The 14,840-nt window shown below is 74.6% G+C and carries 13 protein-coding genes; 10 read left to right on the forward strand and 3 right to left on the reverse strand.

The window, feature by feature from the left end:
- Nucleotides 1-41: 41 nt before the first annotated feature.
- Nucleotides 42-992, reverse strand: a complete 951-nt coding sequence (locus GA0074704_RS15915) for a serine/threonine-protein kinase (protein ID WP_088973720.1) — start codon at nucleotides 990-992, stop codon at nucleotides 42-44.
- A 182-nt stretch (nucleotides 993-1,174) separates the two neighbouring features.
- Here GA0074704_RS15915 and GA0074704_RS15920 point away from each other — a divergent pair, with 182 nt between their 5' ends.
- On the forward strand, nucleotides 1,175-1,408 hold the full coding sequence (locus tag GA0074704_RS15920; protein ID WP_088971237.1) for a hypothetical protein: 234 nt from the start codon (nucleotides 1,175-1,177) through the stop codon (nucleotides 1,406-1,408).
- 4 nt (nucleotides 1,409-1,412) lie between these two features.
- Here the strand turns inward: GA0074704_RS15920 and GA0074704_RS15925 are convergent, their stop codons facing one another.
- Entirely contained in the window at nucleotides 1,413-2,078 is a 666-nt protein-coding gene (locus GA0074704_RS15925; RefSeq protein WP_231926470.1) for an alpha/beta fold hydrolase, read from the reverse strand.
- 295 nt (nucleotides 2,079-2,373) lie between these two features.
- Here GA0074704_RS15925 and GA0074704_RS15930 point away from each other — a divergent pair, with 295 nt between their 5' ends.
- From GA0074704_RS15930 to GA0074704_RS15950, 5 genes are read left to right on the forward strand one after another with little or no spacing between them, the layout of a single operon-like run.
- The gene (locus GA0074704_RS15930; protein WP_088973721.1) at nucleotides 2,374-3,114 is read left to right on the forward strand and encodes a response regulator transcription factor; all 741 of its coding nucleotides are present in this window, start codon (nucleotides 2,374-2,376) and stop codon (nucleotides 3,112-3,114) included.
- A complete protein-coding gene (locus tag GA0074704_RS15935; RefSeq protein WP_088971238.1) occupies nucleotides 3,092-4,612 on the forward strand; it encodes a sensor histidine kinase in 1,521 nt (506 codons plus the stop codon). The genes GA0074704_RS15930 and GA0074704_RS15935 overlap by 23 nt, the downstream gene beginning before the upstream one ends.
- 51 nt (nucleotides 4,613-4,663) lie before the next feature.
- Nucleotides 4,664-7,051 carry a glycosyltransferase family 39 protein gene (locus tag GA0074704_RS15940; protein WP_088971239.1) on the forward strand — a complete coding sequence of 796 codons (2,388 nt, stop codon included), beginning with the start codon at nucleotides 4,664-4,666 and terminating at the stop codon, nucleotides 7,049-7,051.
- A gap of 3 nt (nucleotides 7,052-7,054) precedes the next feature.
- A complete protein-coding gene (locus GA0074704_RS15945; RefSeq protein ID WP_088971240.1) occupies nucleotides 7,055-8,281 on the forward strand; it encodes a glycosyltransferase in 1,227 nt (408 codons plus the stop codon).
- Between the two features lie 44 nt (nucleotides 8,282-8,325).
- Nucleotides 8,326-9,006, forward strand: a complete 681-nt coding sequence (locus GA0074704_RS15950) for a helix-turn-helix transcriptional regulator (protein ID WP_088971241.1) — start codon at nucleotides 8,326-8,328, stop codon at nucleotides 9,004-9,006.
- Between the two features lie 34 nt (nucleotides 9,007-9,040).
- On the opposite strand, the gene GA0074704_RS15955 is transcribed toward GA0074704_RS15950, so the two are convergent.
- Nucleotides 9,041-9,439, reverse strand: coding sequence for a VOC family protein (locus GA0074704_RS15955; protein WP_088971242.1), 399 nt, complete (start codon nucleotides 9,437-9,439; stop codon nucleotides 9,041-9,043).
- Nucleotides 9,440-9,633: 194 nt separating this feature from the next.
- Between GA0074704_RS15955 and GA0074704_RS29065 the strand changes: the two genes are divergently transcribed.
- From GA0074704_RS29065 to GA0074704_RS15970, 4 genes are all read left to right on the forward strand, one after another.
- Nucleotides 9,634-9,783, forward strand: a complete 150-nt coding sequence (locus GA0074704_RS29065) for a hypothetical protein (protein WP_172880583.1) — start codon at nucleotides 9,634-9,636, stop codon at nucleotides 9,781-9,783.
- A 9-nt stretch (nucleotides 9,784-9,792) separates the two neighbouring features.
- Nucleotides 9,793-11,220 (forward strand): methyltransferase domain-containing protein, encoded by a 1,428-nt coding sequence (locus tag GA0074704_RS15960; RefSeq protein ID WP_088971243.1) that lies wholly within the window; start codon nucleotides 9,793-9,795, stop codon nucleotides 11,218-11,220.
- Nucleotides 11,213-13,261 carry a sulfatase-like hydrolase/transferase gene (locus tag GA0074704_RS15965; RefSeq protein WP_088971244.1) on the forward strand — a complete coding sequence of 683 codons (2,049 nt, stop codon included), beginning with the start codon at nucleotides 11,213-11,215 and terminating at the stop codon, nucleotides 13,259-13,261. Before GA0074704_RS15960 ends, GA0074704_RS15965 begins: the two co-directional genes overlap by 8 nt.
- Nucleotides 13,262-13,428: 167 nt before the next feature.
- The gene (locus GA0074704_RS15970) at nucleotides 13,429-14,712 is read left to right on the forward strand and encodes a citrate synthase (protein ID WP_088971245.1); all 1,284 of its coding nucleotides are present in this window, start codon (nucleotides 13,429-13,431) and stop codon (nucleotides 14,710-14,712) included.
- Nucleotides 14,713-14,840: the final 128 nt, after the last annotated feature.

Genomic DNA, 14,840 nt, shown 5'->3' on the forward strand with positions numbered 1-14,840 from the left:
ACGCCCCGGCTACCCGGCCCACAGGCGGTGAAACGAGCGGGTCAACGCTCGGCGACGGTGTCCCACTCCAGCGCCGCCGCCTGGGTCGCCTCGGCCGCGGCCTGTTCGGTCCAGGGCGACACCACCGGCTGGCGGGGGCGGGGGCGGGGGACGATGTTCGCCATCGGCACGTACACCCGGGCGTCCACCACCTCGGCGAGCAGCAACGCCGCGACCAGGCTGCTGGGCCGCTTCTCCGGGTCGTCGTCCAGGCAGCGCCAGCACAGCTCGGCCACCTCGGCGGGCAGCCCCGGCACCTCCGGCAGCGGCTCGGGCGCCTGCCGCCGGCGCATCCCCAGCAGTTGGGTGGTGGAGTCGGCCGGATAGGGCAGCCGACCGGTCAGGCAGTAGTAGAGCAGCACCCCGAGGGCGTACATGTCGGCGGCCGGCGTGACCGGCCGGCGGTCCAGCTGCTCCGGCGCGAGGTACGCCGGGGTGCCCACCACCATCCCGTCGGGCGTGCGATCGGGGGCGCCGGCGGGGGTGGCGATGCCGAAGTCGAGGACCTTCACCCCGGCCGGGGTGAGGATCACGTTGGCCGGCTTCACGTCGCGGTGCACGATGCCGTGCGCGTGCGCGGCGGCCAGCGCCGCGCTGATCTCGGCGCAGACCCGCACGGCGATCCGCCAGTCCAGCGGGCCGTCGCGCAGGTGACTGGCCAGCGTCTCGCCCTCCGCCAGCTCCATCACGATGTACGCCGACCGGCTGCCCGGCAACGTCGCGGCGGTGCCGAAGTCGTGCACGCTGGCCACGTTCGGGTGCACCAGCCGCGCCGCCGAGCGGGCCTCCGCGCGGATCCGCTCCACCGAGGTCTCCGCCCCGTGGTCCTCGGGCGACATCACCTTCACCGCCACGGACCGGTCCAGCACCACGTCGTGTGCCCGCCACACCTCAGACATGCCGCCGATACCGATGCGCTGTTCGAGCTCGTACCGCCCGTCCAACGTCCGCATCGGGTGCTCCTCGGTCTCGTCCGCCGGGCTGGTGTCCGGCGCTGGAGCCTCCGGTACCCGGCCTCTCAGCAGCACAAACCGCCGGGGGTGTCGGAGCGGCGGGGGTGTCGGCCCCGACTGCGGTAACGTGCCGGACGGAGCCGGTCACACAGCGTGCCGGCCGGTGCGGACGGCGGTCGGGGATGGGCGAGGTGCGGGTGCGGTTCGTCGGCGGGCCGGCCGACGACCTGGTCCGGGACCTGCCCGCCGAGCCGGGCGGCGGGCCCCCCGCGCACTGGGTGCTGCGCCACCCTGGCGGCGCCGAAGTGCCCGGGGAGCCCGGGGCGGACCATCTCTACGAACGGGACCGTCCCGCCCCGGGTGGGGAGTGGACGATGCGCTTCGTGCACAGCTATCCGGTGGGTGCCGGCGAGTAACGGCTCAGCCTGCCGCGCTGGTGGTCTCCAGGATCACCGAGGCGACCAGCTCCGGGGCGTCGTACATCGGCACGTGACCGCAGTCGACGAGGTCCAGGTGGCGGGCATCGGGCAGTCGGGTCCGGGCGGCTGCGGCCTGCCGGTACGGCAGGATCCGGTCCCGGGTGCCCCAGGCGATGGTGACCGGCACGGCCGGTACGCCGGTGAAGGCGTAGCCGCGGCCGGCGCGGGCGACCGCCCGGAAGGCGTGTGCGTCGCGCAGCGCCCGGGTGTCGGCCAGCGCCACGTCGAGGGTGAGCCGGTCGGCCCGCGCCACGATCATCCCGAGCGCCAGTGCGCGCAGCGCCGGCCGGGCGAGCACCGCGCTCACCAGCGGCTCGGGCAGCCGGGCGGCGGCCCGGTGCGCGCCGAGCACGGTCATCGCCCGGCGCAGCTCCCGCGGGCTGCAGAAGCCGGCCGGGGAGAGGGCGGTGACCGAGGCCGCGTGGCCGGCGGCGGCGAGCTCCAGGGCGATCGCCCCGCCCAGGCTGTTGCCGGCGACGTGCGGCCGGTCCAGGCCCAGCGCCGCGCAGAACTCCGCGATCGCGGCCACCACCTGCGCCATGTCCCGGGGCAGGCCGGTCGGCGGCACCGGTGAGCGGCCGAAGCCGGGCAGGTCCAGCGCGACCACGTCGTGCCGGCGAGCAGGTCCAGCACCGGCAGCCAGGCCGCCCAGTGGTGCCCGATGCCGTGCAGCAGCACCAGCGGCGGGCCTGCGCCGCGTCGTTCGAACGCCACCCGCACGCCCGTGGAGGAGCCGTCACCAGCCGTGCCCACGACCGGAAGTTACCACTGGGTAACGCGCTGTGGTAGAGGCTTCCGGCTCCCTTGTCCGGCCGGTCGCAGGCCCGCCGGGCGGCACAGCTGGTACACAGGAAGCGCAGAGGTGCGGCACAGCGACGGCGCCCACGATGGGGGACATGGTCATGGAGGGGCAGGCCGCGCAGGGCCGCATCGAACTGCGCCGACCCGACGGCGAGCCGGTCCGGGTGCTGGTCGTCGACGACGAGCCGACCCTGACCGACCTGTTGTCGATGGCGCTGCGCTACGAGGGCTGGCAGGTCCGCAGCGCCGGCAACGGAATGGCCGCGCTCACCGCCGCCCGGCAGTTCCAGCCGGACGCCGTGGTCCTCGACGTGATGCTGCCCGACCTGGACGGCTTCCAGGTGCTGCGCCGGCTGCGCGAGCAGACCCCGACCGTGCCGGTGCTCTTCCTGACCGCCCGCGACGCCGTGGAGGAACGCATCGCCGGGCTCACCGTCGGCGGCGACGACTACGTGACCAAGCCGTTCAGCCTGGAAGAGGTGATCGCCCGGCTCCGGGCGCTGCTGCGCCGTTCCGGCTTCGCGGTGGCCGCCCGGGAGGACGCCGTGCTCACCGTCGGCGACCTCAGCCTCGACGAGGACAGCCACGAGGTACGCCGGGACGGCACCATGATCACGCTGACCGCCACCGAGTTCGAGCTGCTGCGCTACCTGATGCGCAATCCCCGCCGGGTGCTGAGCAAGGCGCAGATCCTCGACCGGGTCTGGAACTACGACTTCGGCGGCCAGGCCAACGTGGTGGAGCTCTACATCTCGTACCTGCGCAAGAAGATCGACGCGGGCCGGGCGCCGATGATCCACACCCTGCGGGGCGCTGGTTATGTCCTCAAGCCGGCGGAGTGACCTGAGCCGGCGGCTGCGGCGGTGGCTGGCCGGCTGGTCGCTGCGCCGGCGCCTGGTCGTCTCCGTGGTGGCGCTCCTCGCCCTGGTCAGCGTCGGCATCGGCGGGCTCACCACCGTGGCCCTGCGGCACTTCCTGATCGCCCAGGTCGACAACCAGCTGACCTTCGGTGACCGCCGGCCCGCCGAGCTGGCCCGGTGGTTCCGCTCCGGCGGCCCGTCCTGGCCGGGCCGGCCAGGCCCGCCGGGGGAGGAGGCCGACATCCCTGAGCCGCCGCCCAACTTGCCGACCGGGTCGATCGCGGTCCGGGTGCCCCCGGTGGGAGAACTCACCGCCGGCGTCCGCACCGAGAGCGCGACCACCGAGGCCGTCCCCGCCGCCGAGGTACGGGGCTTGGCCGCCGTGCCCATCGACGACCGACCTCGCACGGTCGAGGTCGGCGACCGCGGCGACTACCGGGCGATCGCGACCCTCTCGCCGCGCGGCGACAGGGATGTGCTCGTCCTGGCCATCCCACTCGCCCAGGTCGACGACACCATCATGTGGATGGTCGTCGCCCAGGCCGGCGTGGCGACAGCAGGGCTGCTGATCGCCGGCAGTCTCGGCGCGCTGATCGTCCGGGCCACGCTGCGCCCGCTCAACCGGGTCGCCGGCACGGCCGTGCGGGTCACCGAGCTGCCCCTGGACCGGGGCGAGGTGGCCCTGTCGGTGCGGGTGCCCGACGCCGACACCGACCCGCGTACCGAGGTGGGGCAGGTGGGGGCGTCGCTGAACCGGCTGCTCGGGCACGTCGCCGCGGCGCTCGCCGCCCGGCAGGCCAGCGAGACCCGGGTACGCCAGTTCGTCGCCGACGCCAGCCACGAACTGCGTACCCCGCTGGCCGCCATCCGCGGCTACGCCGAGGTGGCCCGGCGCGGCCGGGACCGGGTGCCGCCGGACGTGGCGCTGGCGTTGAGCCGGGTCGAGTCGGCCAGCACCCGGATGACCAGCCTCGTCGACGACCTGCTGCTGCTGGCCCGGTTGGACGCCGGCCGGCCGCTGGCCACCGGGCCGGTCGACCTCACCGCGCTGGTCGTCGAGGCGGTCGCCGACGCGCACGTCGCCGGTCCCGAGCACCGCTGGCAGCTCGACCTGCCCGACGAGGCGCTCGACGTGCCCGGCGACGCCGTACGCCTGCACCAGGTGGTGGCGAACCTGCTGGCCAACGCCCGGGTGCACACCCCGCCCGGCAGCACCGTGACCACCCGACTGGTCCGGCTGGGCGACGCGGTGGAGCTGAGCGTCACCGACGACGGCCCGGGGATCCCCCCGGAGCTGCGCGACGAGGTCTTCGAACGGTTCGCCCGGGGCGACAGCTCCCGGTCCCGGGAACACGGCAGCACCGGCCTCGGCCTGGCCATCGTGGCGGCCGTCGTGGAGGCCCACCACGGCGCCGTCACGCTGGACAGCGAGCCCGGGCGGACCGTCTTCACGGTCCGGTTGCCGGCAGGCCACAGCTGACCCACAGCCCCATCATGGGGCGGGAACAAGAACCTCGCCGAGGCTTCCGGCATGGACAGAACCGAGAGCCTGCTGGCCGTGCCGGACGGCCCGGCGGCGCAGATCCCGCCCACGCCCGACCCCATACCCGTCGAACCGGAACCGCCCCGCCGCGATCCCGCCTGGACCCGGCCGGCCCTGGTGGCGCTGCTGCTGGGCACCGGGCTGCTCTACCTGTGGGGGCTCGGCGGGTCGGGCTGGGCGAACTCGTTCTACTCGGCGGCCGTGCAGGCCGGTTCACAGAGCTGGAAGGCGTTCTTCTACGGCTCGTCGGACGCGGCGAACTCGATCACGGTGGACAAGACCCCGGCCTCGCTGTGGCTGATGGCCCTGTCGGTACGCGTCTTCGGGCTGAACAGCTGGTCGATCCTGGTGCCGCAGGCGCTGCTCGGGGTGTCCACGGTCGGAGCGCTCTTCGCCACCGTCCGCCGCTGGTACGGCCCGGTCGCCGGCCTGGTCGCCGGCGCGGTCCTCGCCCTCACCCCGGTCGCCACCCTGATGTTCCGGTTCAACAACCCCGACGCCCTGCTGGTGCTGCTGCTGGTGCTCGCCGCGTACGCCACGGTACGGGCGGTGGAGACCGCGGGCACCCGGTGGATCGTGCTCGCCGGCGCGCTGGTCGGCCTCGGCTTCCTCACCAAGATGCTCCAGGCGTTCCTGGTGGTCCCGGTCCTCGCCGGGGTGTACCTGCTGGCCGCGCCGACCGGGCTGTGGCGGCGGATCCGCCAGCTGCTACTGGCCGGGCTGGCCCTGCTGGTGGCCGGCGGCTGGTGGGTGGCGATCGTCGAGCTGGTGCCGGCTAGCGCCCGGCCGTACGTCGGCGGATCGCAGCACGACAGCGTCCTGGAGTTGACCCTCGGCTACAACGGGCTGGGGCGGCTCACCGGCGAGGAGGAGGGCAGCGTCGGGGGCGGCGGTGGCCCGTTCTCCGGGCAGACCGGCTGGCTGCGGATGTTCGACACCGAGGTCGGCGGGCAGATCTCCTGGCTGCTGCCGGCCGCGCTGATCCTGCTGGTCGCCGGGCTGCTGCTCGCCGGCCGGGCGGCCCGCACCGACCGCGCCCGGGCCGGGCTGCTGCTCTGGGGTGGATGGCTGCTGGTCACCGGGCTGGTGTTCAGCTTCATGTCCGGGATCTTCCACGCCTACTACACGGTGGCGCTCGCCCCGGCCGTCGGCGCGTTGGTCGGCATCGGGGTGGTCCTGCTCTGGCGCGAGCGCGGGCGACCGGCGACCGGGCCGGCGGGCCGTACGGTCCCGGCCGGCGGCACCGGCCCGGTGGACGGCGTCCCGCCGACGGATCCCGAGGCCCGGCGGGGGAGCGGCCGTGCTGCTGCCGCCACGGCGGTGCTGGCGCTCACCCTCGCGGTCACCGCCTGGTGGTCCTGGCGGCTGCTCGGTCGCAGCCCCGACTGGTACCCCTGGCTGCGCACCGGCGTGCTGGTCGCCGGTCTGGTCGCGGCGGCGCTGCTGCTGCTCACCGTCCGACTGTCCCGGCGGGTGGTCCCGCTGGCCCTGGTGCTGGGCGCGGCGGCGGCGCTGGCCGGCCCGGCCGCGTACGCCGCGCAGACGGCGGCCACCCCGCACACCGGCGCCATCCCGACCGCCGGCCCGTTCGTGGAGGGCGCCTTCGGCCCGGGCCGGGGCGGCTTCCCCGGCGGCGGCTTCCCCGGCCGCGCCGGCCGGGGGCAGGCGGGTGAGTTCCCCGGATTTCCCGGTGGCGGTCAGTTCCCCGGTTTCCCGGGCGGTGGCCAGTTCCCCGGTTTCCCGGATGGCGGCCAGTTCCCCGGCTTCCCGGGCGGACCGAACGGCACCGCGCCCAACGGCACCGGGTCGAACGGCAGCGGTCCGAACGGCAGCGGTCCGAACGGCAGCGGTCCGAACGGCAGCGGTCCGAACGGCACCGGGTCGAATGGCACCGGGTCGAATGGCACCGGGTCGAACGGCAGCGGCCAGAACGGCGCCGGTCAGCTTCCCGGACTGCCGGGTGGGTTGCCGGGCGGGCTGCCCGGTGGGGGCCGGCGGGGCGGCATGGGCGGGCTGCTCGACGCCCGTGAGCCCAGCGCCGAGCTGCGGGCGCTGCTCACGGCCGACGCCGACGCGTACACCTGGGTGGCGGCGACCGTCGGGTCCAACAACGCCTCCGGCTACCAGCTGGCCACCGGCGAGCCGGTGATGGCGATCGGCGGCTTCAACGGCAGCGACCCGTCCCCGACCCTGGCCCGGTTCCAGGCGTACGTCGCCGACGGGCGGATCCACTGGTTCGTCGGCGGCGGCGGATTCCGGGCCAACGGCGGCAGCTCCGCGTCGCAGGAGATCGCCACCTGGGTGGCCGAGAACTTCGAGTCGAGGACCGTCGACGGCGTCACCGTCTACGACCTGAGCAGCGGAAGGCAGGGCTGAGCGATGACCGGTACCCCCGCAGTACGCCCGGCGGTCGACGTCGCGGTGCAGGCGCCCACCGTGGTGCTGGACGTGGTGGTCCCCGTGTACAACGAGGAGGCCGACCTCGGGCCCTGCGTACGGCGGCTGCACGCGCACCTGGGCGAGCACTTCCCGTACCCATTCCGGATCACCGTGGCGGACAACGCCAGCGTCGACGCGACGCTGGCCGTCGCCGAGTCGCTCGCCGCCGAGCTGCCGAACGTGCGGGTGCGGCACCTGGCCGAGAAGGGTCGGGGCCGGGCCCTGCGGGCGGTGTGGGGCGCCTCGGACGCGCCGGTGCTGGCGTACCTGGACGTGGACCTCTCCACCGACCTGGCCGCGCTGCTGCCGCTGGTCGCGCCGCTGATCTCCGGGCACTCCGACCTGGCCATCGGCACCCGGCTGGCGCGTACCTCCCGGGTGGTGCGCGGCGCGAAGCGGGAGGTGCTCTCCCGGGGCTACAACCTGCTGCTGCGCGGCGCGCTGGCGGCCCGTTTCTCCGACGCGCAGTGCGGCTTCAAGGCGATCCGGGGCGACGTGGCGGCGCAACTGCTGCCGCTGGTGGAGGACACCGGCTGGTTCTTCGACACCGAGCTGCTGGTGCTGGCGCAGCGGGCCGGGCTGCGCATCCACGAGGTGCCGGTGGACTGGGTGGACGACCCGGACAGCCGGGTGGAGATCGTCCCCACCGTCCTGGCCGACCTGCGCGGCATCGGCCGGCTCGGCCGGGCCCTGCTCACCGGTGCGCTGCCGCTGCCGCGGCTGCGCGAGCAGCTCGGCCGGGCCCCGCTGGCCGCCCCGCCGGCGCAGGTGCCGGTCGGGCTGCCCCGGCAGCTGGCCCGGTTCGCCGCGATCGGGGTGGCCAGCACGCTGGCGTACCTCGCGCTGTTCGTGGCGGCCCGGGGCGCGCTCGGCGCGCAGCCGGCGAACCTGCTGGCGCTGCTGCTCACCGCCGTGGCGAACACGGCGGCGAACCGGCGGCTGACCTTCGGCATCAGCGGGCGCCGCGACGCCGGCCGGCACCACCTGCAGGGCCTGCTGGCCTTCGGGCTTGGCCTGGCGCTCACCAGCGGCGCGCTCGCCGGGTTGCACCTGGTGGCGGCCACCCCGCCGCGTGCGGTGGAGCTGGCCGTGCTGGTGGCGGCGAACCTCGCCGCCACCGTCCTGCGGTTCGCGTTGTTGCGGCTCGCCATGCACCACCGGCGCTGACCGGCCTCGCGCCGTCCAGGGCACGCCGTGGCAGGCTGAGCGGCGTGTATCGGGAACGACCGGCCGCGATCGCGGGCGCGGTGCTCTGGACCAGCCACAGCGCCGGAAGGCCGACCCGGGTGCTGCCGGACGGCTGCCTCGATCTGCTCTGGTCCAGTCGGGCCGGCCTGCTGGTGGCCGGTCCGGACCGTCGGGCGTACGTGACCGGGTCGGCCGCGGGCGAGCGGTGGCTGGGGCTGCGGCTGCCACCCGGAGTCGGCCCGGCGGTGTTCGGCGTTTCCGCCGACGAGCTGCGGGACCGCCGGGTGCCGTTGGAGGCGCTCTGGGGCCGGGCGGCCGGTGAGATCGCCGAGCGGTTGGGCGACCGGCCGACCGGCGCCGCGCTGACCGCGGTGGCCGCCGGCCGGCTCGCCGCCGCCGGTGGTCCGGACCCGCTCGGCCCGCGGGTGGCCGCGCTGCTCGCCGCCGGCCGGTCGGTGGCCGCGACCGCCGCCGAGGTCGGCCTCGACCCGCGCCTGCTGCACCGGCGCAGCCGGGCCCTGTTCGGGTACGGCCCGAAGACCCTGGCCCGGATCCTGCGGATGCGTCGGGCGCTGGCGCTGGCCGGCACCGGCATCGGGCTGGCCGAGGTGGCCGCCCGCACCGGTTACGCCGACCAGGCGCACCTGACCCGGGACGTTCGTGACCTGGCGGGGGTGCCGCCGCGGGCGTTGCTCGGCGGCTGATCCGCAGCCCGTCGCCCGCGGGACGCGGCGCCGCTCAGTCGCCGCCCAGCGGGGCGAACAGGTCGACGCCGTTGCCGTCGGGGTCGTGCAGCACCGCGTACCGCTGGCCCCAGAAGGCGTCCCACGGCGGCAGCTCGCCGTGGAAGCCGGCCTCGGTCAACTCCGTCCAGTACCGGTCCACCTCCGCCGGGTCGGCGCAACGGAAGGCCAGGGCGGCCCGGGGGCTGCCGGTCGGCGCCGTCCAGTTCGGGTGGAAGCCGAGGACCATCTCCACCGTGTCCCAGGCCAGCCGGAGCCCGTTGGGCAGCGTGATCTCCACGTGCGGTTCGGACTCCGCGCCGGCCGGGATCGGCAGGCCGAGTCGGCGGTAGAAGTCCAGCGTGCGGGCCATGTCGGTGACCACGCTGCCGAGCAGGTCGAGGTGAGGTGCCATGGCTCGGCACGCTACCGGCGGCTCGGCGGCCCGGTCTTGAACGAATCGGACGGGTGGTGTGCCGGGTGTGACCGTCACGGCGGAGTCGGGACGGCTACGGTGACAAGGAGACAATCCCGGCTTAACGGTCATCGCCGCCGCATGGTGGCGTCCGTTCACGCCGGCTTCCACGACGGCGAGGAGAGGAGCGGTCGGTGATGCACCTGGCCTACCTGGACGCGGGGTCCGGCAGCCTGATCGTGCAGGCGGTGGTCGGCGGAGTTGCCGGTGCGGCGGTCGCCGCCAAGCTCTACTGGCGCCGGCTGGTCGCCCGGTTCCGCCGGCAGCCCACCGACCACGGCTGAGCCGGGGCGATGGCGATCTCCGAGAGCGGCGTACGGGTCGAGCCCGGCTCGTTCCGTGACCCGGCGAACCGGGTCTTCCACGCCGGTGGCGACGTGCTGCGGGCGCTGGACGAGACGGCCGCCGCCGACTGGCGGGCGCTGGCCGGAAGCGAGTTCTTCCCGGCGCTGATGGCGTCCGGCCGGGTCTGCCGCACCGAACCGGTCGAGCCGGCCGGCCCGCTGCCGGAGAGCGGCCGGGCCTGGGCCGCGGTGCTGCGCCACGAGCGGATCCCGTTCGTGGCGCACCCGTACGAGTGGTCCTTCTCGATGCTGCGCGACGCCGCGCTGCTGCACCTGGAGATCCTGCGCGCCGCGCTGCCGGCCGGCTTCACCACCAAGGACGGCTCGGCGTACAACCTCCAGTGGCGCGGGTCCGACCCGGTCTTCATCGACGTCGGCTCGTTCACCCCGGTCCGCGACGGCGAACCCTGGGCCGGCTACCGGCAGTTCTGCCAGACGCTGCTCTATCCGCTGCTGCTCCAGGCCCACCTGGGGCTGGACTTCCAGCCGTTGCTGCGGGCCCGCGTCGACGGCATCGAACCCGAGCAGATGCGGCGGATCTTCGGCGGCGCCCGGCGGCTGCTGCCCGGCGTACCCACCCACGTGCACCTGCACGGCGCCATGCAGCGCCGCAACTCCGGCGCCACCACCACCGACGTACGCTCCCAGCTGCGCGCCGCCGGCTACTCCCGGGAACTGGCCCTGGCCACCGTACGCGGGCTGGAGAAGCTGGTCCGCCGGCTGGACCACCGGCCCGGCGCCAGCCACTGGGCCGACTACCAGCGCACCTGCGGCTACACGGGTCAGGACCGGGCGGCCAAGGAGCAGTTCGTGACCACCGCGGTCGCCGGCGACCCGGAGCTGGTGCTCGACCTGGGCGCCAACGACGGCCGGTACGCCCGCCTCGCCGCCCGGCACGCCCGGTACGTGGTTGCCGTGGAGCAGGACCCGGCGGTGGTCGACGAGCTCTACCGGGCCCTGCGCACCGAGCGGGAACAGCGGATCCTGCCGCTGGTGATGGACCTCGCCGACCCGTCGCCCGGTGGTGGCTGGCGGGGCGTGGAGCGGGCCGGCTTCACCCCGCGCGCGGCGTGCGCCGACGTGACGCTCGCCCTGGCGCTGGTGCACCACCTGGCCATCGGGCGCAACGTGCCGCTGCCCGAGGTGGTGGACTGCCTGGCCGGGTGGTGCGCGCCGGGCGGGCGGCTGGTCGTCGAGTTCGTCGACCCGGCCGACCCGATGGCGGTCCGGCTGCTGGCCAACAAGCCCGACGGGCTCTTCCCCGACTACCACCGGGAGGAGTTCGAGCGGCTGCTCGCCGGCCGCGGCCGGGTCGAACGCCGCCTGGAGCTGCCGTCGGGCACCCGTACCCTCTACCAGGTGGTCGTGGGTGGCTGACCGGACCCTCGCGCCGCCCGCACCGGCCGCGCCCGCGGCGTCGCCCGAGGCGGCGACCACCGCCGGCTGGCGGGTGGAGCTGCGCCGGCTGGCCGAGGTGGCCGCGCTGGTCGGCCTGGTGGTCACCCAGCCGGTGCTGGACGTGCTCGGGCACAGCCCCGACTTCTTCCTGTTCCATCGCGCCCGACCCTCGGACGTGCTGCTGCTGGCGGGGCTGATCGCGGTGGTGCCCACCGTGCCGCTGGCGCTGCTCGGGGCGGCCAGCCGGCTGGCTGGCCGGATGGTCCGCGCGGCGGTGCACACCGGGCTGGTCGGGCTGCTGCTCGCCGCGCTCGCGGTGCAGGTGGGACGGCAGGTGACGCCGCTGCGGGGCGTACCGCTGCTGCTGGTGGCGGCGCTGGCCGGCGCCGCCGGGGCGACCGCGCACCGGCGGTGGCGGGTGCCCGGCCGGGTGCTGCGGGTGGCCGCCGTCGGCCCGCCGGTGTTCGTGCTGCTGTTCCTGTTCGCCTCGCCGGCCTCGGCGGTGGTGCTGCCGCGCGGGCAGGGCGGAGCCGCCGGTCAGGTCGCGACGGGCGCCCACCCGCCGATCGTCATGATCGTCCTGGACGAGTTCCCGCTGGTGTCGCTGCTGGGCCCCGACGGCCGGATCGACGCCGCGAAGTACCCGCACTTCGCCGAGCTGGCCGGCGGGTCGACCTGGTACCGCAACGCCACCGGGGTCAGCGGCTGGACCCCGTACGCGCTGCCGGCCATGCTCACCGGCCGGTTCCCGGCGAAGTCGGTCGCCCCGCACTACTCGCAGTACCCGGACAACCTCTTCACCGCCCTCGGCGGCCTGTACGACGTCCGCGCCGAGGAGAGCATCACCCGGCTCTGCCCACCCAGCCGCTGCGAGCAGCCCCGCACCCCCGAGCAGGGCCTCGGCGTGCTGGTGCGGGAGAGCGGCAAGCTGCTGCGCCAGGTCGCCGCGCCGGTGGACAGCCGGATCGACCCGGAGGAGTCGTACCGGGAGCGGACCGCGGCCGAGGCGGGGCTGGACGCGGCCGAGCCGATCCCGGACGACCCGAAGTTCCGCTTCGACAGCCTGGACGACAACCAGCCGGCCCGGTTCACCAGCTTCCTGGCCGGGCTGCGCCCGAGCCCCCGACCGACGCTGCACTTCCTGCACCTGCTGATGCCGCACGCGCCGTGGGTGTTCCTGCCCTCGGGCGCCCGCTACGCCGCCCCCGAGGACCTGCCCAACGACGGGGCCGGTTGGGTGGACCTGGCCCGGGCCCGGCACCTGGCCCAGCTCGGCTACACCGACCGGCTGATCGGCGAGACGCTGCGGACCCTGAAGGCCACCGGCCTGTACGACCAGGCGCTGGTGCTGGTCACCGCCGACCACGGGGTGAGTTTCCAGCGGGACTGGCAGGGCCGGGGCCTGGACGCGATCAACCACGCCGCCGGGCAGGTGGCCTGGGTGCCGATGTTCGTCAAGGAGCCGGGCCAGCGCGCCGGCCGGGTGGACGACCGCAACTGGGAGCACGTCGACCTGCTGCCCACCATCGCCGACTACGCCCACGTACGCCTGCCGTGGCGGGTCGACGGGCGGTCGGCGCGGCAGGCCCCCCGGCCGGACACGGACAAGCGCTTCTACGACCGGCCCGGGCAACCGCTGACGATCACCGGCGGGGTGCCCGCCCCGCCACCGTCGCCGGCCGTCCACCCGCTGGTCGGCACCACGGTCGGCGACCGGCCGGCCGCGGGTGGCGCCACCGTGGCGAACCTGGCCGCGTTCCGTGACGTCCGGCCGCAGAGCGGGGAGCTGCCGGCGCTGGTCTGGGGCACGGTGCCGGCCTCGGTGCCGGACGGCACCCTGCTGGCCGTGGCGGTCAACGGCCGGGTGGGGGCGGTGGTGCCCGTGACGCCGCCGGACCCCGGCGGGCGCCGGTTCGCCGCCCTGCTCGCCGACGACCGGCTGTTCCGCCCCGGCGCCAACGACCTCGCCCTCTACCGGGTGGGGCCGGGGGACGCGCTGCGTCGGCTGCGGCTGTCCTGAGATAGCCTTCCGCCTTCGCGGACGAGCGGGTTTCCGATCGGCCAGGTCGGGAATCGGGTGACGCATACCTCACCCCCGAACCACGGTGGGCGGTATCGGCCGGACCGCGATTACGGTAAAAGCGAAGGCAATTCAACGAGGATTTCGCCGGCGAAGCGAGGAACCACATGACGGAAGTCAAGCTCGATCACCCGGGTGGCCAGCTCTCGATGCCGGTGCACAGCGCGGTCGAGGGCCCCGCGGGCATCGGGGTGAGCAAGCTGCTGAAGGAAACCGGGATGACCACGTACGACCCCGGTTTCGTCAATACCGCCTCCTGTTCGTCCGCGATCACCTACATCGACGGTGACGCGGGCATCCTGCGCTACCGGGGCTACCCGATCGAGCAGCTGGCGGAGAAGTCCTCCTTCCTGGAGGTCTCGTACCTGCTGATCTACGGTGAGCTGCCGTCCCAGCAGCAGCTGACCGAGTTCTCCGAGTGGATCCGGCGGCACTCGCTGCTGCACGAGGAGATGCGCCGCTTCTTCGACGGCTTCCCGCGCGAGGCGCACCCGATGGCGGTGCTGTCGTCGGCCGTGAGCGCCATCTCGACCTTCTACCAGGACAGCCTGGACCCGTTCGACTCCGAGCACGTGGAGATCTCCACTGTCCGCCTGATGGCGAAGGTCCCGACCATCGCCTCGTACGCGTACAAGAAGGCGATCGGCCAGCCGCTGCTGTACCCGGACAACTCGCTGGGCTACGTGGAGAACTTCCTGCGGATGACCTTCGGCGTGCCGGCCGAGCAGTACGAGGTCGACCCGGTGATGGCCCGCGTGCTGGACATGCTCTTCGTGCTGCACGCCGACCACGAGCAGAACTGCTCCACCTCCACGGTGCGCCTGGTCGGCTCCAGCAACGCCAACCTGTTCGCCTCGGTGTCGGCGGGCGTCAACGCCCTGTTCGGGCCGCTGCACGGTGGCGCGAACCAGGCCGTGCTGGAGATGCTGCAGAAGATCCAGGAAGACGGCGGCGACGTCCAGTCCTTCGTCCGCAAGGTCAAGGACAAGCAGGACGGCGTCAAGCTGATGGGCTTCGGCCACCGGGTCTACAAGAACTACGACCCGCGGGCCGCCATCGTCAAGAAGGCCGCCCAGGACGTGCTCGGCCGGATGGCCAAGCCGGACCCGCTGCTGGACCTCGCGATGCAGCTGGAGGAGATCGCGCTCGCCGACGACTTCTTCGTCTCCCGCAAGCTCTACCCGAACGTGGACTTCTACACCGGCCTGATCTACAAGGCCATGGGCTTCCCGACCCGGATGTTCACGGTGCTCTTCGCGCTGGGCCGGCTTCCCGGCTGGATCGCCCAGTGGCGCGAGATGATCAACGACCCGGACACCAAGATCGGCCGCCCGCGGCAGATCTACAGCGGCGCCGCGGCGCGGGACTACACCCCGCTGACCGAGCGCTGACCGGACTCGGCACGAGGAGAGGCCGCCGGCCCCGCGAGGGGTCCGGCGGCCTTTCGCGTACGCCTGCCGCGCAAGCCCGTGCAGATCTTCGCGCGAGGGTGCTGGAGCGGTCGGCGTGGACCGGTGCT

This window comes from Micromonospora siamensis (assembly GCF_900090305.1).
GTDB classification, from domain to species: domain Bacteria; phylum Actinomycetota; class Actinomycetes; order Mycobacteriales; family Micromonosporaceae; genus Micromonospora; species Micromonospora siamensis.

Excerpts from the sequence above, each read along its gene's own strand:
- GA0074704_RS15915 (WP_088973720.1), bottom strand. The coding sequence starts at position 992 with ATGCGGACGTTGGACGGGCGGTACGAGCTCGAACAGCGCATCGGTATC.
- GA0074704_RS15920 (WP_088971237.1), top strand. The coding sequence starts at position 1,175 with ATGGGCGAGGTGCGGGTGCGGTTCGTCGGCGGGCCGGCCGACGACCTG.
- GA0074704_RS15930 (WP_088973721.1), top strand. The coding sequence starts at position 2,374 with ATGGAGGGGCAGGCCGCGCAGGGCCGCATCGAACTGCGCCGACCCGAC.
- GA0074704_RS15935 (WP_088971238.1), top strand. The coding sequence starts at position 3,092 with ATGTCCTCAAGCCGGCGGAGTGACCTGAGCCGGCGGCTGCGGCGGTGG.
- GA0074704_RS15940 (WP_088971239.1), top strand. The coding sequence starts at position 4,664 with ATGGACAGAACCGAGAGCCTGCTGGCCGTGCCGGACGGCCCGGCGGCG.
- GA0074704_RS15945 (WP_088971240.1), top strand. The coding sequence starts at position 7,055 with ATGACCGGTACCCCCGCAGTACGCCCGGCGGTCGACGTCGCGGTGCAG.
- GA0074704_RS15955 (WP_088971242.1), bottom strand. The coding sequence starts at position 9,439 with ATGGCACCTCACCTCGACCTGCTCGGCAGCGTGGTCACCGACATGGCC.
- GA0074704_RS15960 (WP_088971243.1), top strand. The coding sequence starts at position 9,793 with ATGGCGATCTCCGAGAGCGGCGTACGGGTCGAGCCCGGCTCGTTCCGT.
- GA0074704_RS15970 (WP_088971245.1), top strand. The coding sequence starts at position 13,429 with ATGACGGAAGTCAAGCTCGATCACCCGGGTGGCCAGCTCTCGATGCCG.